This is a genomic window from Paraburkholderia monticola (genome assembly GCF_001580545.1).
Taxonomy (GTDB): domain Bacteria; phylum Pseudomonadota; class Gammaproteobacteria; order Burkholderiales; family Burkholderiaceae; genus Paraburkholderia; species Paraburkholderia monticola.
On the sequence record NZ_LRBG01000039.1, the window covers coordinates 227,594 to 249,880 of the forward strand.

Sequence of the window (22,287 nt, forward strand, 5' to 3'; positions counted from 1 at the left end):
TGCCGCCGCTTCCAACGGAGTGTTTGAGATGATCGATAAAAAGCACATCGGCAAAGTGATTCCCGCGTTTCGTACGGTGGCCGAAGCGGGCCGGCTGCGGTTCTTCGCCAAAGCGACCGGCGAAACCAATCCAGTCTACTTCGACGAATCCGCCGCTCGCGATGCGGGCCATCCGGGTCTGCCCTTGCCACCCACCTTCCTGTTCTCGCTGGAACTGGAGCAGCCGGACAGGCGCTGGCGCGACGAGATCGGCATCCAGGTCGCGCGGATCCTGCATGGCGAGCAGTCGTTCACGTATCACCGGATGGCTTATGCCGGCGACGTGCTGCTGTTCGAATGCCATATCGCCGACATCTATGACAAGAAAGCCGGCGCGCTCGATTTCGTGGTGCGCGAGACCCGCGTGACGAACCAGAACGGCGAGCATGTCGCCGATCTGCACAGCGTGCTGGTCCACCGCAACAGCTGAGGAGACACGAATGAGCATTCTGTTCGACAACGTGAAAGTGGGCGACACGCTGCCGCCGCTGACGCTCGCGCCCATCGACCGCACCACGCTGGCGCTGTTTGCCGGCGCGTCGGGCGATCACAACGCCGTCCACATCGACCTCGACTTCGCGCGCCGCAGCGGCATGCCCGACGTGTTCGCGCACGGCATGCTGTCGATGGCCTATCTCGGCCGTCTGCTGAACGCATGGGTGGACCAGCGCCAACTGCGGCAGTTCGGCGTGCGCTTCGTCGGCATCACGCATCTCGGCCACCGCATCACCTGTACGGGCCGCGTCGTCGAGAAGTTCGAGGCGGACGGCGAGCGCCGCGTGAAAGTGGAAATTCAAACGGCCAATCAGTATGGCGAACCGCGCGTTCTCGGCGACGCCGTGATCGCCCTGTAAATGAATCAATCAAGGAGACAAGGAAATGGGAAAGCTTGACGGTAAGGTAGCGCTCGTCACCGGTTCGGGGCGCGGCATCGGCCGTGCGATCGCCGAGAAACTGGCGAGCGAAGGCGCGCGCCTCGTGATCAACGATCTCGACGCCGACCCGGCGCACGAAACGGTCGAAGTTTTGAAGAAGATGGGCACGGATGCCGTCGCCTGCGTGGGCAACGTGGGTGCACCGGACTTCGCGGACCGCTTCATCAACACGGCGATGAGCACGTACAAAGGCATCGACATCATCGTCAACAACGCGGGCTATACGTGGGACGACGTGATCCAGAAGATGACCGACGAGCAGTGGTACGCGATCATCGACTGCCACATGACCGCGCCGTTTCGCATCCTGCGTGCCGCGTATCCGCACGTCAAGGCGCTGCACGCCGCCGACAAGGAAGCCGGCCGCGACGTGTATCGCAAGATCGTGAACATCTCGTCGACGTCCGCGCTCAACGGCAATGCCGGGCAGATGAACTACTCGTCGGCCAAGGCCGGTGTGATCGGCATGACCCGCGCGCTGTCGCGCGAATGGGGGCGCTTTAACGTCAACGTCAATTGCGTCGCGTTCGGTCTGATCCACACACGCATGACGACCGCCGACGCCCATGCGGGCGCAACCGTGAATATCGAAGGACGCGATATCCGCGTGGGGGTCAATCCCGAGGCGCTCAGGATGCACGCGCAGCGCAATCCGCTCGGCCGTGGCGGCACGCCGGAAGAAGCGGCAGGCGGCGTCTACCTGTTCTGCTCGCCCGAGTCGAACTACATCACCGGCCAGACCATCGCGGTCGCGGGCAATCTGCAGTAATGCGCGAAGGCCCGGCGGTAGTCCGGGGCTTCTCCTTCGCTGGCATGCCTCGATACGCATGCCAGCGTTTTCGTCTGCGGCGTCGGGCGCATATGTTTCGATCCGTGCGCCCTCGGCGTGCTCGAAGTGTTCGACGCGAACGTCGCGATGACGGCACGAACGGGTATTCACAGGTGTAGCCGCGATGAAAAAAGGGCATCGCTGCGCGATGCAGCGATGCCCTTTCGCCTGTCCGGAGTCGATGGAACGCGTCAGAGCGCGTCGACCAGTTGCGGCACAGCGTCAAAGAGATCGGCATGAAGCCCGTAATCGGCGATGCTGAAGATCGGCGCCTCCGGATCCTTGTTGATCGCGACGATCACCTTCGAATCCTTCATCCCGGCCAGATGCTGAATCGCACCTGAGATGCCGCATGCCACATACAGTTGCGGCGCGACGATCTTGCCCGTCTGACCGACCTGCCAGTCGTTCGGCGCGAGTCCCGCGTCGACTGCCGCGCGGCTCGCGCCGAGCGCGGCGCCGAGTTTGTCGGCGAGCGGCGTGAGGACCTCGGCGAATTTCTCGCTGCTGCCGAGCGCGCGGCCGCCGCTCACGACGATCTGCGCGTCGCCCAGTTCCGGCCGATCGTTCTTTGCAACCACACGCTCGATGAACGCGGACAAGCCGCTGTCGGCCACCGGCTCGACCTTGTCGATCCGCGCCGCGCCGTCTTCGGCCGCTACGGCGTCGAAGCCCGTCACACGCACGGTCAGCACCTTCAGCGGATCGCTGCTTTGCACCGTCACCAGCGCGTTGCCGGCGTAGATGGGGCGCTGGAACGTGTCGGGGCTCACCACCCGTACGATTTCAGAGACCTGCGCCACGTCGAGCAGCGCCGCGACGCGTGGCGCGACATTCTTGCCCGCACTGGTGGCGGGAAACAGAATGTGGCTGTAACCCGTGGCGAGCGCGACAACCTGAGCCGCGCAGTTTTCGGCGAGACCGTTGGCGAGATGCGGCGCGTCCGCATGCAGCACGCGCGCTATGCCGGCGATCGCGGCGGCGGCTTTGGCTGCGCCCTCTGCCTCATGTCCGGCAACGAGCACATGAACCTCGGCGCCGCATTGCAGCGCTGCCGCCACCGTGTTCAACGTGGCCGTCCTGATCGAAACATGGTCGTGTTCAGCCACGACCAGCACTTGATTGGTTGCTGTCATATCGATTCCCTCAGATGACTTTGGCTTCGTTCCGGAGCTTCTCGATCAGCGCCGCGACGTCGGGCACCTTCACGCCTGCGCTGCGCCCAGCCGGCTCGGCCGTATCGAGTGTCTTCAGACGCGGCGCGACATCCACGCCGAGGTGATCCGGCGTCACGACATCCAGCGGCTTCTTCTTCGCCTTCATGATGTTGGGCAACGTCGCATAGCGCGGCTCGTTCAGGCGCAGGTCGGTGGTAACCACCGCTGGCAGCTTGAGGCGCAATGTCTCGAGTCCTCCATCGATTTCACGTGTGACGTCCGCGCAATCGCCGACCAGTTCCACCCGGCTCGCAAATGTGGCCTGGCCCATGCCCGCGAGCGCAGCCAGCATCTGCCCAGTCTGGTTGCAGTCGTTATCGATGGCCTGTTTGCCGAGGATCACCAGTTGCGGTTGCTCCCTGTCGACCAGCGCCTTCAGCAGTTTCGCGACGGCGAGCGGCTGCAGCTCGGCATCCGTTTCGACCAGAATGCCGCGATCCGCGCCGATCGCCATCGCGGTGCGCAAGGTCTCCTGACAGGCGTTCGTGCCGCACGACACCGCGACCACTTCGCTCACCACGCCCTTCTCCCTCAGACGAACCGCTTCCTCGACCGCAATTTCGTCGAACGGATTGATGCTCATCTTGACGTTCGACAGATCGACGCCCGTGCCGTCCGACCTGACGCGAACCTTGACGTTGAAATCCACCACGCGTTTGACCGCGACCAAAACTCTCATCTGTTGTCTCCTGAACCCAACTCTTTTTTCCGATGATGCTCAAGCTTCAGGCCGGTAACCCAGACCCTGTTCGCGCATGCGTTCGAGCGCGGTCTCGTCGAAGCCCCAGTCGCGCAACGCGGCGAGGCCGCCTTCGCCGCGCTGTGGCGCAGGCTTGGCGATCGTCGACGGCGTCGCCGAAAAACGCGGCGCAGGCGCGGGCTGCACCACGCCCGACACCTCGACGAAGCTGCCGCGAGCACGGTGCTGCGGATGCGCCGGCGCTTCCGAGAAACTCAGCACCGGCGCGACGCACGCGTCACTGCCGTCGAACACCGCGCACCATTCGTCGCGCGTTCGCGTGAGAAACGCCGCGGCAAATCGTTCCCGCAATACGGGCCAGCCGCTTCGGTCGTGTTGTCCGGGCAGGCCTGCATCCGCGAGACCGAGCTTGGTCAGTAGCTCGGCATAAAAGCGCCCTTCGACCGCGCCGACCGACATGTACCCGCCATCACGCGTGCGATAGCTGTCATACCAGGGCGTGCCGCCGTCCAGCAGATTGCTGCCGCGCTCCTCCCGCCAGTTGCCCGACGCGAGCAGCCCCCAGATCACCGAGCCCAGCTGCGCCGCGCCTTCGATCATCGCGGCATCGACCACTTGCCCCTCGCCGCCGCGCTGAACGTTGAACAACGCCGCTACGACGCCCAACCCCAGCAGCATGCCGCCACCACCGTAGTCGCCCACCAGATTCAAAGGGGGTACCGGCGGCCCGTCGGCGCGCCCAATGCCGGACAGGACGCCCGACAGCGCGATGTAGTTGAGGTCGTGGCCCGCGCGTTGCGCGAGCGGACCGGTCTGCCCCCACCCAGTCATGCGGCCGTACACGAGACGCGGATTGCGAGCCAACGCGGCTTGCGGCCCGAGCCCGAGGCGCTCCATCGTGCCGGGACGAAATCCTTCGATCACGACGTCGGCGCGCGACATCAGATCCAGCGCGGCCTCGGCCGCGCGAGGTTCTTTCAGATCGAGCGTGACCGAGCGGCGCCCGCGCCCGGTGACGTCCGCACGCTTGCCGTTGGTCTTCGGCCCCAGGTCCTGCGGCGCAAGCGGCCGGTCGATACGCAATACGTCCGCGCCCATGTCGGCGAGCAACATGGCACCGAACGGCCCTGGGCCAATGGCCTCGAATTCCAGCACGCGAATACCGCTCAAAACACCCATCGTCCCTCCACGCTCTGATTTGCTTGACGGTGAAGCTTGCCCACCGTCTCTGGCCGGCAATGATCCATGCATCGGCATTGCCTCAGTGGAAGTAAGCCAGAATGCGCGGTGATCCGGACCACCCCGGCCGGGTGGCGGGTCGCATCAGTTGACGGCGCGCGCCTTGTCCGCCCAATACGGCGCGCGGATTTCGCGCTTGAGAACCTTGCCCGCGCCCGACAACGGCAACTGATCGCGAAACTCGACCGTTTTCGGGCACTTGTAGCCCGCGATCGCCTGGCGGCAATGTTCGCGCACCTCTTCTTCGGCGAGCGTCGCGCCGGGCTTGCGCACGATCACCGCGTGCACGGCTTCACCCCAGGTCTCATGGGGAATACCGATCACCGCGCACGCGGCGACAGCCGGATGGCGGACGATCACGTTCTCCACTTCGGCGGAATACACGTTCTCACCGCCGCTCACGATCATGTCCTTGATGCGGTCGACGATGTAGAGATACCCCTGGGCGTCCATATACGCACCATCGCCGGTATGCAGCCAGCCGTCGCGCAAAGCCTGCGCGGTCTCTTCGGGCCTGTTCCAGTAGCCCGCCATCACGTTCGGCCCGCGCACGACGATCTCGCCGACCGTGCCGCGCGGGACTTCGTTGCCGAGCGCGTCGACCACTTTCACCATCAGACCCGGCAGGCCGCGGCCGATCGAGCGGTACAGGCCGCTCTTGCGTCCCGCCTCGTCATGGTTGGCAGGCGGGTTGGCCGACACGCTCGGACACGCCTCGGTCATCCCGTATGAATGCGCGAGCTCGACGCCGGGCAACGATTCGATCACCCTGTCCAGCAACGTTTCCGGAATCGGCGACGCACCGTACGTGAGCCGCTTCAGGCTGCTCAGATCGGTGCGCGCGAAGTCAGGATGATTGAGCACCGCCTGGATCATGGTCGGCACGAGTAGCGTTTCGCTGACGCGTTCGTTGCCGATCGCCTCGAGCACGTCGCCGGCCTCGAAGGCGGGAATGACGACGTGCGCCTCGCCGGCGATGAACTGCACCAGTGCGCGCCCGAGTCCCGCCGCATGAAAGAACGGCGCTGCGTGCAGCACGGCGCTATCGGGCAACGGCGCGGACTCGGCAATCCGCATGAGGGACGAGCACCAGATGTTCAGATGCGTCTGCATCACACCTTTCGGAGAGCCGGTCGTGCCGCCGGTGTACATGATGCAGGCGAGGTCCTCGCCACCACGGCCGAGGTCCGGCATGGGCGCCGCGGCCGCGATCAAAGCGTCGAACGGGAGCATGCCGGCTGGCGCATCGCCGTCACCCGCATGAATCAGGATTGGCGCGGTCCGTGCAAGCGCGCTAACCCGTCGCGCGATATCGACGAAATGGTCGTCGACGATCAGGATTCGGGTATCGCAATCGTCCAGCGAATACCCGATTTCCGCCGCGCTCCAGCGGGTGTTGACTGGATTCAGAACGCCACCACCCCACCACACGCCCATCACGTATTCGAGGTAGCGGTCCGAGTTGAGTGAGAGCATGCCGACCCGATCTCCGTGGGCCATACCGAGACCTCGCAAGGCAGCAGCGAGGCGCGCCACGCGATCGGCGAACTGGCGGAACGTCTGCCGGCGTCCCTTGAAGGTCAATGCCAACCGGTCCGGATTCTGCTGCAGCGAGCGATGCAGCCCTTGAGTCAGATACATGCTTTGTCTCCCTGCTGTGTTTGACTCTGCGAGCGTGTGCGAAATCGGCTGCCGGACCCAGCGAGACGATGCCGATCTCGACATCGCCATCCCCGTACACGCGTTCAGGCGTGCGCGACCAACGTTTCGCGAACGCGTTCGCACGCCGGGCGATCTGTGGCCACTCTATCCATGGAAGGCGGGCGGGCGCTTCCCAATGAACGCGGCAACGGCTTCGCGATGATCGGCCGTCTGATGCGAGAGCGCCTGATAGGCCGCCGACATTTCCAGCAGCGTATCCAGGCGGCAATGCATGCCTTCGCGCAGCAGCCGCTTCGCGAGCCGCACCGCGTGGGGCGGATTGGCGGCGATCGATCGCGCGAGACTGTGGGCGGTCGTCAGCAACGCATCGTGCGGCACGACGCGCGAGACGAGATTCCATTCGAGCGCCTGTTGCGCATCGATCGTCTGGCCGGTGAAGGTCAACTCCGCCGCGCGCGACAAACCGATGATGCGCGGCAGCAGCCACGCCCCACCGTCGCCGGGAATGATGCCCAGCTTGACGAAACTCTCGGCGAATTTCGCGCGCTCGGAGGCGATGCGGATATCGCACATGCAGGTCAGATCGAGGCCGGCGCCGATCGCCGCGCCGTTGACGGCGGCGATGACCGGCACTTCCAGATTGAACAGTGCCAGCGGCAGTTGCTGAATGCCGCGCCGATAGTCCTGGCGGATCTCCATGCCGGGTATGCTGCCCGACGCATGCCGCTCCATGTCGTGGATATTGCCGCCCGACGAGAACGCCGTGCCAGCCCCCGTCAGGATCACGGCACGCACGGAACGGTCTGCTTCGATCCGCCCGATCGCCGCCAGCAACTCCGCCACCGCCGTGTTGCCGGTGAGCGGATTGCGCCGCTCCGGTTCGTTCAACGTCAGCGTGACGATATGCTCGTCCTGCTCGTAGGTCAGATATTGGTTCATGGGATGTCTAATCGTCTCCGCTGCTGTATAGGTTTGCTGCTCACGCGGCCGCGCTATAGGGCGCGGTTCGCGCGAAGTCCACGATCGTGCCGTGCTCCTGCGCGAGAACCGCGATTCCCACCATGCGATGCCAGAACGCTTCCGAGCCATCCGCGATGCGCCATTCGTGCAGCCGGCGCGTGTAGAGCTGGAGATCGTATTCGGCGGTGACGCCGATCGCGCCGTGCAGCGCATGCGCCGTCGATGCAATCAACGGCACCGCCGCGCTGGTGCGGGCTTTGGCGATTGCCGTCGCGAGCCGTTCAGGCACGGCGCCCGCGCCGCCGAACCCCAATCCCGATGCCATCCCGGCCGACGCCACATGCTGGGCCATCACGCTCAGCTGATGCTGGACCGCCTGGAATTTGCCGATCGATTTGCCGAATTGCGAGCGATCGTTGCAGTACTGCAGTGTCATCGCGAACACGTGATCCATCGCGCCTGCGATAGCGGCCGCATGGATCGCCGCGCTGAACAGCAGCACCGCCTCGCCGTTCGTACCGAACGTGGCGGGAACGGCGTCGGGACGCCAGACGAGCGTCCCGCAAAAACTTCCGCGCACACCGCTCGGCTCGCGCGCGGCTAGCGTCGCGTCCAGCAAAAGCAGATCGCCATCGACATTGGCCAGCACGTGATCGCAGGTCATGCCGAACTGCACCTGAGGTGCTTCCAGTGAATCGTCTTCGCGACGGCGGCAAGCGCCCGCGAGCGTCGTCATTCCGACCGGTGTCGCAACCCCGGTGTCGCGCAACAGCGCTCGCGCAGCGATGCTCTGCGCTAGCGGCACTGGCACAGCGTAGCGCCCAAAAGCCCTGAGAACCGGCTCGACCGCCGACAGTGACAGGCCAGCGCCCCCGGCACTTTCCGGGCTCAGCAATTCCAGAAATCCGGCTTCCTCGACCGCATTCCAGATCGACGCGGCCGGGCCGCCGTTCTCGATTGCGCGGATCGCCTCGGGCGTGGCGCAATCGTCCAAAATAGCTTCAATGGCTTCGGTGAACATGCAGGTCTCTTTCCTGGTCCAGAGGGTTAGCGCAAGCCAAGGCCACGCGCGATCATCCCGCGCAGCACTTCGCGCGTGCCGCCGCGCAGCGAAAACGTCGGCGAGATCTGGCTGAGGTAGGCCACCGTGCGATATAGCTCGGGATCGATGGCCAGCGCGGGGTTCGCGCCAAGCGCGGCTTCCAGTTGCGCGGGAATGGCCTGCTCGAACTCAGTGCCGATGTCCTTGACGAGCGCGGCCTCCACGATCGGGGTTTCGCCGCGCGCGAGTCTCGCCGTGACCGCGATCGACAGACCGCGCAGCGTGGCCAGTTGCGTAGCGAAGCCGCCGAGCAACGCGAGGTCGGCGTCGCTCGCGCCGTGGCGGCGCAACTGCGCGCGCCAGCAGTCGAGCAGCACGACGCTCGAATAAAGCCGCTCCGGGCCGCTGCGTTCGAACGCGAGCTCGGCCGTCACCTGCTGCCAGCCGGCGCCCTCGTCGCCGATCAATGCATCGTCGGCGAGCAGGACGTCATCGAAGGTGACCTCGGAGAAGTGAGCGTCGCCGGTGAGATCGACGATCGGCCGCACGCTCACGCCCGGCAGCGACAGATCGACGATGAATTGCGACAAACCCTTCTGACGGTCCTCCGGCACACCCGACGAGCGAACCAGCGCAATCATGTACTGGCAATGCTGTGCGTTGGTCGTCCAGATCTTGCGCCCACTCAGACGCCAGCCGCCGTCACAGCGCACCGCCCGCGTGCGTACGCTGGCGAGATCGGAACCCGAGTCGGGCTCGCTCATGCCGATGCAGAAGAACGCGTGCGCGGCACAGATGCGTGGCAGGTAGGAGTCCTTCTGCGCCTCGGTGCCGTAGCGCAGAATCAGCGGACCGCTTTGACGGTCGGCAATCCAGTGCGCGGCGACGGGCGCGCCCACCGCCAGCATTTCCTCGACCAGCACGAAGCGGCGAAACGCGTCCATGCCCGCGCCGCCGTAACTGGCCGGCAGCGTCAGCCCAATCCAGCCGCGTGCGGCGAGACGCCGGCTGAACGCCGCGTCGAAGCCCATCCAAGAGCGCGCACGAACTTCGGCGGGCGCGGGCGGCAAGTGTTCATCGAGAAACTGCTTCACCTCCGCACGAAAGGCCTCAGCCTCGGCGGGGAGCGCCGTCAGATGGAAAGCATCCAGCAGGTTGTTCACGTCTCACTCCAGATTTTCTAGTGGTCGCCTCGGCGCCAGCCGCTATGCATCCGCGCGTTTCGCCAGCCGGGCGTAGCGCTCGCGCAGACCCTGCTTGTACAGCTTGCCGGTCGGTAGACGCGGCATCGTGTCGATGAAGTCGATCGATCGCGGCACCATGTATCGCGCGACCCGTGTGCGCAGATAAGCCAGCAGTTCTTCCGCGAGCGCGTCCGACGGCGCGACGCCTGGCGCCAGTTCGACAATCGCCTTGACCTGCTCACCCATCTCAGCGTCGGGCACGCCGATGACTGCCGCGTCGTGCACGTCGGCATGCACCGCGAGCGCGTCTTCGATCGCTTGCGGATAGATGTTGACGCCGCCCGAAATGATCATGAACGCCTTGCGATCGGTCAGATACAGATAGCCGTCGCTGTCGACGTGACCGATATCGCCGACCGCCGTCCACGTGGGATGACGCGGGTGCTGTGCGGCACGCGTCTTGTCGGGATCGTTGTGGTAATGAAAAGGCAGCTGGTCGCGTTCGAAATACACGGTTCCGGTTTCACCCGCCGGCAGCTCGTTGCCGTCGTCGTCGCAGATATGGATCACACCCAGCAGCGCGCGGCCGACCGAACCAGGATGGGCGAGCCACTCTTCGGTATTGAGCGTGGTCACGCCATTGCCTTCGGTGGACGAGTAGTATTCCTCGATGATCGGCCCCCACCAGTCGATCATCTGCCGCTTGATCTCCTGCGGGCACGGCGCGGCTGCGTGGATCGCCAGCCGATGGCTCGACAGGTCGAACGCATTGCGCACCGTGGGGCCGAGCCTGAGCAGCCGGATCAGCATCGTCGGCACCCACTGGCTGTGCGTCACGCGATAGCGCTCGATGGCCCGCAACGCTTCGAGCGGATCAAACTTCTCCATGAACACCACGGTGCCGCCGCCGAATTGCGTTTCGATCCCGTAGCCGAGCGGCGCGGTGTGATAGAGCGGCGCTGGCGACAGATACACGGTTTGCGCATCGAAGCCATAGCGCTCGAACTGCGGACGACGCGCGGAGCCGGAGCCTTCCGTGGCGCGCCCATGCGACTGCGCGCGAATGATGCCCTTGGGATGGCCGGTGGTGCCCGAGCTGTAGATCATCATCGCGCCGAGCCATTCGTCCGCAAGCCGCGTCGCCGGGTAGCGCTGCATCACCGCTTCGTAGCTGTCCCAGCCGACGATAGTGCCGTCGACCATCAGCCGCAGGCGGCACGTCGGCATCATGTCGCTCAGTTCGGCGGCAAGCTCGCGCAGCGCGTACGAGCTGACCACGACTTGCGCGTTGCTGTCCGCGACAATGCCGGCCGCTTCCGCGGCGGTCAGAAAGCGGTTGACCGGTGTGATCATCAGGCCCGAACGCAGCGCCGCCCAACACACCTCGAAGCAGCGCATATTGTTTTCCAGCACCATCGCGATGTGATCGCCGCGCCGCAGACCCATCGCGTACAGACATTGCGCGAAGCGGTTGGAACGCTCGTCGAGGTCGCGATAAGTCAGCACATCGCCGCTCGTGCAGTTGATCGCGGCGGGTTTTTCCGGCGTCAATTCCGCATGGTCGCCGAGGTACTTCGGGGTTCTGATCATCCACAGACTCCTGCAATGCGAGACGGTTTAGAGCGCTTACGCCACCGTTGCCGGAATCTCGCCGGAGGTCAGCGCGTTCGGCTCGGCCTGTTCCACCAGCCCCGGTATCAGCATGCCGAGTTCGGCCGCGTCCCAGCGCCCGTCCTTTTCGATGCGCGGACCCGCGCTCCAGCCTTCGGCCACCGTGATACGACCGCCGCGCACTCCGAACACCCGCCCGCTGATGCCGCTCGACGCATGACTGCCCAGCCATGCCACCAGGGGCGCCACGTTGCCGGCGTCGAGCGGATCGAAACCGGGTGCGGCGCCCGCGGTGAATTCATCGCGCCGCGTCGCGAAGATGTCTTCGGTGAGGCGACTCATCGCGGTGGGATAGATCGCGTTCACGGTCACGCCGTAGCGTTCCAGTTCACGCGCCGCGATCACCGACATCGCCGCGACGCCCGCCTTCGCAGCGCCATAGTTGGCCTGGCCGGGGTTGCAATACAGCCCCGAAGACGAACTCGTGTTGATGAGCCGCGCCGCTCGCGCACGACCGGCCTTTGCCTCGTCGCGCCAGTAGGCGGCAGCGTGACGCGACGGCGCGAAGGTACCGCGCAGATGCACGCGAATCACCGAGTCCCAGTCTCCCTCGCTCATGTTGGCAAGCGTGCGATCGCGCAGAATGCCAGCGTTGTTGACCAGCACGTCGAGGCCGCCGAAAACGGCAATGGCCGTGTCGATCATATTCTTCGCACCGTTCCAGTCGGCGACGTCGTCGAAGTTCGCGACCGCCTCGCCACCGAGCGCTTCGATTTCGGCGACCACCTCGAGCGCGGGGCCGCTCGCCGAGCCGGAGCCGTCTCCATTGCCGCCCAGATCGTTGACGACGACCTTCGCACCTTGACGGGCGAACTCCAGAGCGTATTCACGACCGAGGCCGCGCCCGGCGCCGGTGATGATGACAACGCGGTTCTTGCAAAGCTGCTGCATGGAAAATCCTCCGTGCTTTTTGGCGTATTGAGTTTTCACGAGGCGCGACGCCGCACCTCCCTTACCCCGAAGTCAGTGCTTGCCGTACAAGGTCACCACGCACGCGCCGCCGAGGCCAAGGTTGTGCTGAAGCGCAAGCGTTGCGCCCTCTACCTGCCTCTGCCCGGCAGTGCCACGCAACTGATGGGTCAGCTCGTAGCATTGCGCGAGACCCGTCGCGCCCAATGGATGCCCCTTTGAAAGCAGGCCGCCGGACGGATTGATCACCACCTTGCCGCCATACGTGTTGTCGCCATCGCTGACGAACTTCTCCGCGCCGCCTTCCGGACAGAACCCAAGCGACTCGTAGCAGATGACCTCGTTGTGCGCGAAGCAGTCGTGCAACTCGCACACGTCGATATCTTCCGGTCCGATTCCGGCTTTCTCGTAGACCTTGTTCGCGGCCGAGCGCGTCATGTGCGTGCCGACATAATTGAGCATCGACGGCGGATCGAACGACGCGGGCGGATCGGTGGTCAGCGCCTGCGCGACGATCTGCACATCCGTGCGCAGGTTTTGTTTCTTCGCGAACCGCTCCGAGACAAGGATCGCCGCGGCGCCGCCGCACGTCGGCGGACAGGCCATCAGGCGGGTCATCACGCCGGGGATCAGTACGGTATCGTTCATCACGTCTTCGGTCGTCACCTGTTTGCGGAATAGCGCGAGCGGATTGTTCGCCGCGTGGCGGCTCGCCTTCGCGCGCACCGCCGCGAACGTTTCCATGCGTGTGCCGTAGCGCTGCATATGCTCGCGCCCCGCACCGCCGAACGTGCGCAGCGCTTGTGGCAGATGCGCGAGGTCGGCGGTCAGGTCGTGCATGATCGGCACGAAGCGCGCACGCGTCACCGGCCGGTCGTCCCAGTGCGACTTCAATGCGCCAGCCTGCATCTGCTCGAAACCGAGTGCGAGGACACAGTCGGCATCGCCGTTGGCGATCGCCTGGCGCGCGAGATAGAGCGCGGTCGAGCCCGTCGAGCAATTGTTATTGACGTTGACGATCGGGATGCCCGTCATGCCCACTTCGTACAACGCGGTCTGCCCGCACGTGGAGTCGCCGTACACGTACCCGGCGAACGCCTGCTGCACGAGGTCGTACGCGATGCCCGCATCGGCCAGCGCGCGGCGCGTCGCTTCGGCACCCATTTCGGTGTAGCTCTGGCTTGCGCCCGGTTTGGCGAACTGGATCATTCCGACGCCCGCCACCAGTACTTTTTCGCTCATGATGCTGCCTCAAAAGGTAAGGAGACTTAAAGTTTGCGCGAGATCAGATCGCGCAGCACCTCGCTGGTCCCACCGAAGATGCGCGTCACGCGCATGTCGGCGAAAGCGCGGGCAATCGGATACTCCAGCATGTAGCCGTAACCGCCATGCAACTGGACCATTTCGTCGATGCACTTCCACATCGCTTCGGTCGCGAACAACTTCGCGATGGCCGCTTCCTGCAGCGTGAGCTTGCGCTCCATGTGCTCGCGAATGTAGTAGTCGACCAGCGTGCGGACCGCGACGGCTTGTGCCTTCACATCGGCCAGCTTGAATTTGGTGTTCTGAAAGTCCCACACGGTCTGATTGAACGCGCGGCGGTCCTTCACGTATTGCAGCGTCAGTTCGAGTTGACGCTCCAGTTTCGCGGCGCAATACACCGCGATGATCAGGCGCTCTTGCGGGAGTTCTTCCATCAGGTGGATGAAGCCGCCGTTCTCGTTGCCGATCAGGTTGCTCGCCGGGACGCGCACGTTATCGAAGAAGAGCTCGGCGGTGTCAGCCGCGGCCTGCCCCACCTTCTCCAGCTTGCGGCCTCGGCGAAAACCCGCGCGATCGGTTTCGACCATGATGAGACTCACGCCCTTCGCCCCAGCGGACGGATCCGTCTTGCAGACGACCACCACCATGTCGCAATTCAGGCCATTCGAGATGAAGGTCTTGCTGCCGTTGATGATGTAGTCGTCGCCGTCGCGTACCGCGGTGGTACGGATCGATTTCAGATCGGAACCGGTGCCGGGTTCGGTCATCGCGATCGCGAGGATCTTCTCACCGCGGCAGATCGGCGGCAGCCAGTTGCGTTTCTGCTCTTCCGTGCCGAGACGCACGATGTAGGGTGCCGTGATATCGGAGTGCACGGAATAGCTGAAGCCCGACACGCCAGCACGGTGCAACTCTTCCGCGACGATCGCCGAATGACCGAAATCACCGCCGCCACCGCCGTATTCCTCCGGGACGGTCACACACAGCAGACCTTCGCGGCCGGCCTTCAGCCAGGTTTCACGATCGACGCAACCCGCTTCGTCCCACTGAGCCTGACGCGGCAGACACTCGCGTTCGAAGAAACGTCGCGCAGTTTCACGCAGCATCTCGTGATCCTCGCGATAGACATTACGCTTGACTTCCACCGCACGCTCCTCATCGATTGAATGCGTTGGCAGCGCGGACCGCTTGCATCGGCCGGCTACCTTGATGAACGCATTGTGCGTGGCGGGCGGGGGAAGCGAGCCTACCCCCGTGGAGTGGGATGGGCAGGCAGATGAGCGCGCGTGAGAAGACCGCTAGCGCGCGCCGGCGTCGCGCATTCTTGCGACGGCGCCGTCGCGGCCCGTCACTTCCAGTTTTCTGTAGATGTTCTTCAAGTGCCACTTCACCGTATCGAGCGACACGTCCATCACACGCGCGATCTTCTTGTTGGGCAGCGCGAGCGCCAGCAGAGCGAGCACTTCGTTTTCGCGCTCGCTGAGCGACTGGATCGGCGCGTGAGTCGCGGTCGTTTGCGGTTCGACAGGCGCAATTGCCGATCCGGCGTCGCACAGACGTTGGGCATAGAAGGCCAGCACGGGGTCGAAGTTCGGCTCCGCCGGCAGACCGGCGAGGATTTGCCGACCTTCGCCGAGTTCGTCCAGCAGGCTGCGCATCAGCCCCAGCCGGTGGCCCACACGCAATGCTTCGACCAGATGTTCACGCGCCACGCCATCGTTGTGGCGTCCCCTCTCGGCAATCGACATCTGCAAGCGCAGTCCGACCACGCGACACCACCGTCCTCCCGCCTCGGACAGCGCGTGCAGGGGCGTCAGACGGCTCATTGCGCCGTCGAAGTCGTTCTGGTGCAGGCACATGCGAATGCGCGCGAGATCGGCGCAGACCCGGATTTCCCAGGCCGTGCTGCGCACCGCGCCGGCATACCGCGAAGCCAGCGCTTCGCCGCGCAACAGCGCCGCTTCGGCTTCGTCAAGTCTGCCTTCCTCCAGCAGCCAGCGCGAGCGCAAACACAGTGCGTTGGCAAGGAGCCGATCGACTCCATGACGCTTCGCGTGGTCTTCGAGGCGTTCGAGGCAGTCGAATGCCTCCAGCTTGCGGCCCGCGAACCAGTGCGCGCGGGCAAGCACCACCAGCGCTCGCAAGACGGTGTCGGGAATCGACACACGCTCGAGCACGTCAATGCGTTCGTCCAGCAGTCTGAGTGCAGCATCGACATCGTTCAGTTCGTAAAGCGCCTCGCCGAGCAAGGCCGCCGCCATACACGCGATACCGACGTAGGCCGGACCCTGTTTCTCCGCTTCGGCCAGCACGTCGCAAAACACTCGCTCGGCAAGCAGGACCCGCCCTTGCGCGGCGTGCGTCATGCCGCCCATGCAACGGCCGAGCAGGATGCCACGCGGCGCGGCGCCATGCGGTGCCCCCTCCTCCAGCACCTTGCGAGCCTGTTCATATTCGCCACGATGAATGAACATCCACGAAAGGATATTGCCGCGACCCACGCGGGTGAAATCGTCGGCGTCCGCAGGGACGCGCTGCAACTCGGGCAACAACGCCACGACCGAATCCGTGTCGTCGCGCTGTAGCGCGAGGCCGCCTCGAAGCAGCGCGAGCGCGTAGCGCTGACGCGGGTTCGGCAACTTGCCGCGCGATGCGATCTGTTGAATGCTCTGCATGAGCGCGTCGGTTTCGCCCGCATACATTTGCAGATAGGCCGTGATCACGCGCAGATCGAAACGCTCGGCGATCTGCGCCGGAGGCAGTCGGCGCATCAGGCCCGCAAGCTGACGGAGCTCACCTCGCGCGAGGAGGTCATGGGCGCAACCTTCCACGAGGTCGGCAGCAGCCTTGGCGTTGTCCGCCAGAACGGCATGACGCACGGCTTCGTCGACAAAACCGTGCGTACTGAGCCACTGCCAGGCCACCGCGTGCAGTTCACGCAATTCCGCTGCCGGCAGCGCGGTGGCCCGGCCCTGCAGAACCTCTCGCAGCAGGGGATGCAGGCGATACCAGGTTTCGCCGTCCTGCCCCGCACCAAGCTGGGTGATGAACAGATTGTCGCTTTCCAGACGAGCGAGCCGGTAGGCGACTTCTCCGACGGTGCCGGGCTCCTGCATCAAGCTCGCACAGAGGCGCGCGCAAAACCGTTCGCAAAGCGCCACGCGAGTGAGCAGAACAAGGTCTTCGGGGGCGAGGCGGACCAGCACTTCGCGTTCGAAGTAGCGGGCGAAGGTTTCGGCATCGCGCACTGTCACGGGTGCGAACGTCGCGCCTTTCCTCGTCTTCATGTCGACCGCGAACAACTGCAGGCCCGCTACCCAGCCGTCCGTGAGGTCATGCACGACGCGTGCATCCCGCCTGGCAATGTCACCGAGTTGTTCGCGCAGGAACCGCTCCGACTCCTCGGCCGAAAAGCGCAGATCATGACGATCGAGTTCCGTCACCAGACCTTGCGAGCGTAGCCGTGCCAGCGAGACGGGCAGCGCCCGCCGCGAAGCCAGCACCAGGTGAACCTGCGGCGGCGCGTAGTCCAGCAGCCAACGCAATGCTTCGACGATCCGCGGGTTCTGGAGGTAGTGAACGTCGTCGAGCATCAGGACCAGCTCGCGCTTGCGGCGAGCAATACCGCGAACGAGTGTGATCACCCAATGCTCGACTGCTGTCTCGTCGCTCTCACGGCCGACCAGCAATTCCGCTTCACGCACGATCGCCGGATCCACGCTCGCCAGGCTCGCGAGCAGACCGTGGAAGAACGCGGTCAGGTCGTCGTCCTCGGGAGCAAGCGACAGCCACGCGACATCGAAGTCCAGCGTCAGCAAGGCCTGCCTCAGGGCCAGCATCGTGCTGGTCTTGGAGCTGCCGGCCGGTCCCTGAATCACCACGCAACGCTGCCGGCGCGCTTCGAGCAGCCGCGCCATCAACGCTTCGCGGGGCACGAGTTGTCGTGCACCGCGAGGCGGAGTCAGCCTCGTGTCCGTCACTGCCTCGAAAGCGGATCTGGGCGAGACGTGCGCGTCTGCTGGGTGGTCTACGGAATCGGACATGCTGGGAAAACTGAAGAGGCCATGAAACGCGGGCAAGATCAGGCGACATGTGCCGTCGCCCAGGAACGTATTGGCCCGAGTATAGGGTTGCAACGGCGCGGTTCGGTACGATTTGGCGCGTACCCACCCGATACGGGTGGGTACGGCTCCGACGGGCGCCGCCGAACGTAACGATCCGGTCTCGAAGCCGGAGATGGAAGACCGGGAGACGGTGTTATGGGCGTCGACGAAAGCGCGTTACAGCGGTGTCGACTGTCCCCGGATGGCCTGCTGCCTTCCCCGCTTCGCACAGCTGCCGCTCGAACTGAATCTGCGCGAAAAGCGCGGCGGCCACGGTCTAATGGCGCTCATGGTCGAAGGATTGCCGGATAGTCGTGTCCCATTTCACCGACCGGACGATCCCCTGATCGGAAAACTGACTTTCTCGTTGAGCCAGGCCTCGGTCATCGCCTTGCGCGATTCGGGGGCTTTGTTATGCGACGAGTTTCAAGAGATCAACCGACCTGGTCGCCGGGACACGAACGGTCTCGGAGAAGTTCACGTTTGCACCAAACGGCAAGGTCTCGCCTTCGGTGTAGAAGAAAAGCCACCTGCCCGCGTGCTCGAAGTACGCACGGTGACGAGGGAATTCTCCGTGTCTGCCTTGGGCCGGTCCGCAGCGGAACCAGTAGGTGGTGCCATCGAGGACGCCATGCGCGATCCGACTCGACGGAACCTCATCGACACTCAAGGCTTCGAAGGCCCGCGCCGTGCCCACTTCTCCTCCTGGCAGGATGACCGTCACGTGTCCGCGAACACGATCGCGGTAGGTGCGTTCCGTGTTGAGAGGAACGCGGTCAGTCGCGCCGCCAAAGACGAATGCTGGGGTTCGAAGCAACGATCGAACATGGGACAGATGGAACGACGACGCCGAGTCTGCGTGGTGAGAAAAGTAGATGACCGTTTCCAAGATCTGATTCCCAAAGTGATTTCGTTGTGACCTCACTGACAAGGATAAGCGCAGGGGGCTGCGCAACCCTGTGACGTTCAGACGCGATCGAGTCCTCACTCTAGTTTTTAGGGGACACGCCGGCAATGGCACGCGCGAGCCATCCTCGGCGAGTGCGAAGACATCCAGTCGACCCTGCCGGCTGTCGCCCTGAGCACTACTTCCTGGGCGGCAATGGGATCCCCAACTGCGTCATGACCTGAGCGATGTGGTCCAGGCATTTCTCGACGTTCTTGTTGTGCAGGTCGGACAGCTTCGGGTCGCTGTACTTTCTCTGCTTGACTTCCAGATAGTCGGCCGCCGTCCTTAGCATTGTTTGATTCTTTTTTTTGCCGCCGTCCTTGATGAAGTCGATGATGCCGAGGTTCCACTGCCTGTCACGCTCCGAACGAAAATTGTTATTGAGGTTCTGCGTGACCGACGTTCTCAGCCGTATGTCGGTGCCTTTTTTATTGTCCGCCCAAATGGGGCGTTCACCGACCGAGGTGGCTGATGCCATCAGCACGTACTTCGTGACGTCTCCACCGGTCGCCGCGTTGGTTGGATCGTCCTGGCCGTAATAGGAGAGAAAGTCATCGTCCGTGGAGAAATGCTCGATGGCGGCCCGGCACATTTTGCAGGGCTTGAGCGTCGAATAGATCCGTGCGCCTCTCGGCAGGTTTTCGCCGTACATCAGCAGGGCGCTGGTTTCCGCGTGCAGCAATGGATGCGCACTGCTCTTCTTTCCCCATGCCAGGATCTCCCCGAGCGGGGACACGATCAGTGCGCCCACGCCGGTGTTATTCCCCAGCGATTCACCAAAGAGCAAGCGGAAGGCCGCCGAGAGATAAAGGCGATGAACGTTGTGGACACCCGTATGAGGCGCGCTCAACTCGGCCGGGGGAATGCGCTGGGTGATGTCGACGTTCGGTGACCCCATGTTGAGCGCCCCGGCCCGAAGCTCGACGTGGCCGGGCATCAACCCATGCCCCTCCTTCACTTTTAGGTGGAAGACGGTGCCCTGCTCCACGGGCGCGTTTTTTTTGAAACTGATTTTTGTGCCGGCATCCTCGTTCGTGAGCAGCCCCAGCGCAGCGGTTTCCCATGCGGTGGCGTCGTAGTCACTCTCGATAGCCTTGATCTGCCTTGGCGCGAAGCTGTTCAACAGGAGACGCATCCCCGGCGGGATGAGGTCGTCGTCCTCGGTCGCGCAATAGGCTTTGTTCCCGTGACCCTGGATCGGTACGGTGCGTGCACGGCGCATCTCTTTTCTCCAATGAGGCCGGTCGAGGCGATCGCAGCGACTCGGCATGTCGAATCTTTGCCTCGACCGATCTGATAGATCGGAGCAGCCCATAGCCTCTGTGAACGGCAGCTTTCGGCAAATCTGAAGGTCCCAGTGTCGGTCTATGCGCGTCGCATCAGGAGTCGCGACGAGACTCGTCAGCACATCAGATTGTGAGGAACAGTGCGGCCACAACCGGTCATTCACCGACATCGCCGGAATCGCCAACCACCCAGGCACGCTTCCCACCGAATCGCCCGCAATCCGCCTCCAAAGTTCTTTTTTTAGCAACGATGCTTTCGTCCTGGCCCGCTTCTTCGACGAGGCGGGAGACGGCACCATGACGTCCATGCCCTGGCACCCGCCGGGCCCCTCCGACAGGAACCGCTTTTAAATGGACAGAATTCAACGCTACCGGATCGGCGATGCGACCGTCACTCGCGTAACCGAACTGATTCTTCCCGAAGTTTCTTCCGCATTTCTTTTTCCTGACCGGGATCGCACGATCCTGACGCATGACCGGCCACGCTGGATCGGGCCTGAAAACGTGTCGGCCGACGGCGAAACGCTTGCGCTCAGCGTGCATAGCTGGATCGTTCAGACCGGCCGCCACACGATCGTGATCGATACCGGCGCGGGTAACGGCAAGCGTCGCCCGCTCAATCCGATCTTTGACCAGCTCGATACGCCCTACCTCGAGCGACTCGCCGCGATCGGCATCAAACCCGAGCAAGTCGATTTCGTGCTGGTGACCCACCTGCATGTCGATCACGTCGGCTGGAACACCGTGCGCGACGGCGAGCGTTGGGTGCCGACCTTCCCGAACGCGCAATACGTGTTCTCCGAAGCCGAATACCGGTTCTATGCCGAGGAAGAACATGTGCAAACGCCGAGTGCGGGCGTGTTCGAGGACAGCGTGCAACCCATCGTCGATGCCGGCCAGGCGCTACTGATCGACGCCGGACACCAACAGCCGCTCGACGGCTTCACGTTCCACCGGACCAAGGGCCACAGTTTCGACCATCTGTCGATCAGTCTCACGTCGAATGGCGAGCGGGCGCTGTTTGCCGGCGATGTCATGCATCACCCTGTGCAGGTCGCGAAGCCCGAGTGGAACTCCGTGTTTTGCGAGTTTCAGGACGATGCACGCGCCTCCCGTCTTTGGGCGCTGAATTTTGCAGCGGACCACGGCGCGACGTTCTTCAGCAGCCATTTTCCCGGCACCTCGGCGGGCACCGTCGGCCGTGCGGACGGTGGCTTCGTCTGGTTTCCCCGTTAAATTTCAAAAGATCATCATGAGCACCGACTCCGCGATTCAAATGCAAGATTTCATGATCCCGAGCGACACGCCGGACATCGAACTGCATATCCGCAACAAGCGGCCGGCCGGAAAATCCGATTTCGGCGAAGCGCGCACGGTACTGCTGATGCACGGCGCGACCTATGGTTCCGGCAGTCTCTTCGACACCGCCATCGGCGGCTACTCGTTCATGGATTACCTGGCGCGCGCGGGTTTCGACGTCTATGCCGTCGATGCGCGCGGCTACGGCGAATCCACGCGGCCGCCGCAGATGAACCTGCCGGCATCTCAAAGTGAGCCCTTGGGACGAACCGAATCGGGCATCCGCGATTTCACCGCGGCAGTGAACTTCGTGCTGCGTACTTCGGGTATTGCACGACTGAATCTGATCGGCATGTCGTGGGGTGGCAGCGTGAGCGGCGCCTTCACGGCCCGCAACGGTCACAAGGTACGCAAGCTCGGCCTCGTCGCGCCGCAATGGGTCAGCGACCAGCCGATCCCGCTCGATGCAGGCGGTGTACTCGGCGCATACCGCGTGGTCCGGGCGGCGGACGCTCGCGAGCGTTGGATCGGCGCAGCGCCCGTGTCGAAGCGCGACTCGCTGATCCCTGCAGGGGGATTCGAAGCGTGGCTCGACAACACCGTCGCCTCTGAACCGGATGACACGTTGCGAGCGAACCAGTCGATCCGCGCAGTCAATGGTCCGGTGCAGGATATCCGCGAATTCTGGGCGGCGAGCAAGCCCTTTTACGATCCGGGCCAGATCGAAGTACCCGTATTGCTGGTGCATGGCGAATGGGATATCGACGTGCCGATATCTCTTGCGCAGGACTATTTCGTCAATCTGACCGGCGCACCGTACAAACGTTGGCTCGAACTCGGCGAAGCCACCCACATGCTGATGCTCGAAAAGAACCGGCAGCAGGCCTATGACGCATTGGCGAGCTTCATGAGCGAGGCCGGCCCGATGGACGCCACGGTAGCGCTATGAGGCGCACCTCGCCTCGCGCGATTCACACCCGAGCCGACCATCGCTGAAGGA

The 22,287-nt window shown here is 63.9% G+C and carries 19 protein-coding genes; 6 read left to right on the forward strand and 13 right to left on the reverse strand.

The features are described 5' to 3' along the window. Positions 1–28: 28 nt before the first annotated feature. From CI15_RS32120 to CI15_RS32130, 3 genes are read left to right on the forward strand one after another with little or no spacing between them, the layout of a single operon-like run. On the forward strand, positions 29–469 hold the full coding sequence (locus CI15_RS32120; RefSeq protein ID WP_062136862.1) for a MaoC family dehydratase N-terminal domain-containing protein: 441 nt from the start codon (positions 29–31) through the stop codon (positions 467–469). A 10-nt stretch (positions 470–479) separates the two neighbouring features. Then, the gene (locus tag CI15_RS32125; RefSeq protein WP_062136865.1) at positions 480–893 is read left to right on the forward strand and encodes a MaoC family dehydratase; all 414 of its coding nucleotides are present in this window, start codon (positions 480–482) and stop codon (positions 891–893) included. A gap of 25 nt (positions 894–918) precedes the next feature. Beyond that, positions 919–1,743 carry an SDR family NAD(P)-dependent oxidoreductase gene (locus CI15_RS32130; protein WP_062136868.1) on the forward strand — a complete coding sequence of 275 codons (825 nt, stop codon included), beginning with the start codon at positions 919–921 and terminating at the stop codon, positions 1,741–1,743. Between the two features lie 251 nt (positions 1,744–1,994). On the opposite strand, the gene CI15_RS32135 is transcribed toward CI15_RS32130, so the two are convergent. The 12 genes from CI15_RS32135 to CI15_RS32190 all read right to left on the reverse strand — a co-directional run bounded on the left by CI15_RS32135 (position 1,995) and on the right by CI15_RS32190 (position 17,585). Then, a complete protein-coding gene (locus CI15_RS32135; protein WP_062136871.1) occupies positions 1,995–2,939 on the reverse strand; it encodes an electron transfer flavoprotein subunit alpha/FixB family protein in 945 nt (314 codons plus the stop codon). Between the two features lie 10 nt (positions 2,940–2,949). Beyond that, positions 2,950–3,699, reverse strand: coding sequence for an electron transfer flavoprotein subunit beta/FixA family protein (locus CI15_RS32140; RefSeq protein WP_062136874.1), 750 nt, complete (start codon positions 3,697–3,699; stop codon positions 2,950–2,952). A 39-nt stretch (positions 3,700–3,738) separates the two neighbouring features. Beyond that, on the reverse strand, positions 3,739–4,899 hold the full coding sequence (locus CI15_RS32145) for a CaiB/BaiF CoA transferase family protein (protein WP_062136876.1): 1,161 nt from the start codon (positions 4,897–4,899) through the stop codon (positions 3,739–3,741). Between the two features lie 144 nt (positions 4,900–5,043). Beyond that, entirely contained in the window at positions 5,044–6,600 is a 1,557-nt protein-coding gene (locus tag CI15_RS32150) for an acyl-CoA synthetase (protein ID WP_062136879.1), read from the reverse strand. Between the two features lie 165 nt (positions 6,601–6,765). After that, positions 6,766–7,560 carry a crotonase/enoyl-CoA hydratase family protein gene (locus CI15_RS32155; RefSeq protein ID WP_062136881.1) on the reverse strand — a complete coding sequence of 265 codons (795 nt, stop codon included), beginning with the start codon at positions 7,558–7,560 and terminating at the stop codon, positions 6,766–6,768. Between the two features lie 40 nt (positions 7,561–7,600). After that, positions 7,601–8,602: an acyl-CoA dehydrogenase family protein gene (locus tag CI15_RS32160; RefSeq protein WP_062136885.1), complete on the reverse strand. Its 1,002-nt coding sequence runs from the start codon at positions 8,600–8,602 to the stop codon at positions 7,601–7,603. Between the two features lie 26 nt (positions 8,603–8,628). Further along, positions 8,629–9,786 (reverse strand): acyl-CoA dehydrogenase family protein, encoded by a 1,158-nt coding sequence (locus CI15_RS32165; RefSeq protein WP_062136888.1) that lies wholly within the window; start codon positions 9,784–9,786, stop codon positions 8,629–8,631. 42 nt (positions 9,787–9,828) lie between these two features. Further along, the gene (locus CI15_RS32170; RefSeq protein ID WP_062136890.1) at positions 9,829–11,397 is read right to left on the reverse strand and encodes an acyl-CoA synthetase; all 1,569 of its coding nucleotides are present in this window, start codon (positions 11,395–11,397) and stop codon (positions 9,829–9,831) included. 36 nt (positions 11,398–11,433) lie between these two features. Next, positions 11,434–12,369 (reverse strand): SDR family oxidoreductase, encoded by a 936-nt coding sequence (locus CI15_RS32175; protein ID WP_062136893.1) that lies wholly within the window; start codon positions 12,367–12,369, stop codon positions 11,434–11,436. A 72-nt stretch (positions 12,370–12,441) separates the two neighbouring features. Further along, positions 12,442–13,629, reverse strand: coding sequence for a lipid-transfer protein (locus CI15_RS32180; protein WP_062136896.1), 1,188 nt, complete (start codon positions 13,627–13,629; stop codon positions 12,442–12,444). 26 nt (positions 13,630–13,655) lie between these two features. Beyond that, the gene (locus CI15_RS32185; protein ID WP_062136899.1) at positions 13,656–14,795 is read right to left on the reverse strand and encodes an acyl-CoA dehydrogenase family protein; all 1,140 of its coding nucleotides are present in this window, start codon (positions 14,793–14,795) and stop codon (positions 13,656–13,658) included. A gap of 153 nt (positions 14,796–14,948) precedes the next feature. Next, positions 14,949–17,585: a winged helix-turn-helix domain-containing protein gene (locus CI15_RS32190; RefSeq protein ID WP_479494857.1), complete on the reverse strand. Its 2,637-nt coding sequence runs from the start codon at positions 17,583–17,585 to the stop codon at positions 14,949–14,951. A 301-nt stretch (positions 17,586–17,886) separates the two neighbouring features. On the opposite strand from CI15_RS32190, the gene CI15_RS32195 reads away from it, so the two are divergent. Further along, a complete protein-coding gene (locus CI15_RS32195) occupies positions 17,887–18,672 on the forward strand; it encodes a hypothetical protein (protein ID WP_062136903.1) in 786 nt (261 codons plus the stop codon). 166 nt (positions 18,673–18,838) lie between these two features. On the opposite strand, the gene CI15_RS32200 is transcribed toward CI15_RS32195, so the two are convergent. Continuing rightward, positions 18,839–19,924, reverse strand: a complete 1,086-nt coding sequence (locus CI15_RS32200) for a Bd3614 family nucleic acid deaminase (RefSeq protein ID WP_062136906.1) — start codon at positions 19,922–19,924, stop codon at positions 18,839–18,841. A 415-nt stretch (positions 19,925–20,339) separates the two neighbouring features. Between CI15_RS32200 and CI15_RS32210 the strand changes: the two genes are divergently transcribed. Both CI15_RS32210 and CI15_RS32215 read left to right on the forward strand, forming a co-directional pair. Then, positions 20,340–21,224 carry an MBL fold metallo-hydrolase gene (locus CI15_RS32210; RefSeq protein WP_062136911.1) on the forward strand — a complete coding sequence of 295 codons (885 nt, stop codon included), beginning with the start codon at positions 20,340–20,342 and terminating at the stop codon, positions 21,222–21,224. A 16-nt stretch (positions 21,225–21,240) separates the two neighbouring features. After that, on the forward strand, positions 21,241–22,236 hold the full coding sequence (locus CI15_RS32215) for an alpha/beta hydrolase (RefSeq protein ID WP_062136913.1): 996 nt from the start codon (positions 21,241–21,243) through the stop codon (positions 22,234–22,236). Positions 22,237–22,287: the final 51 nt, after the last annotated feature.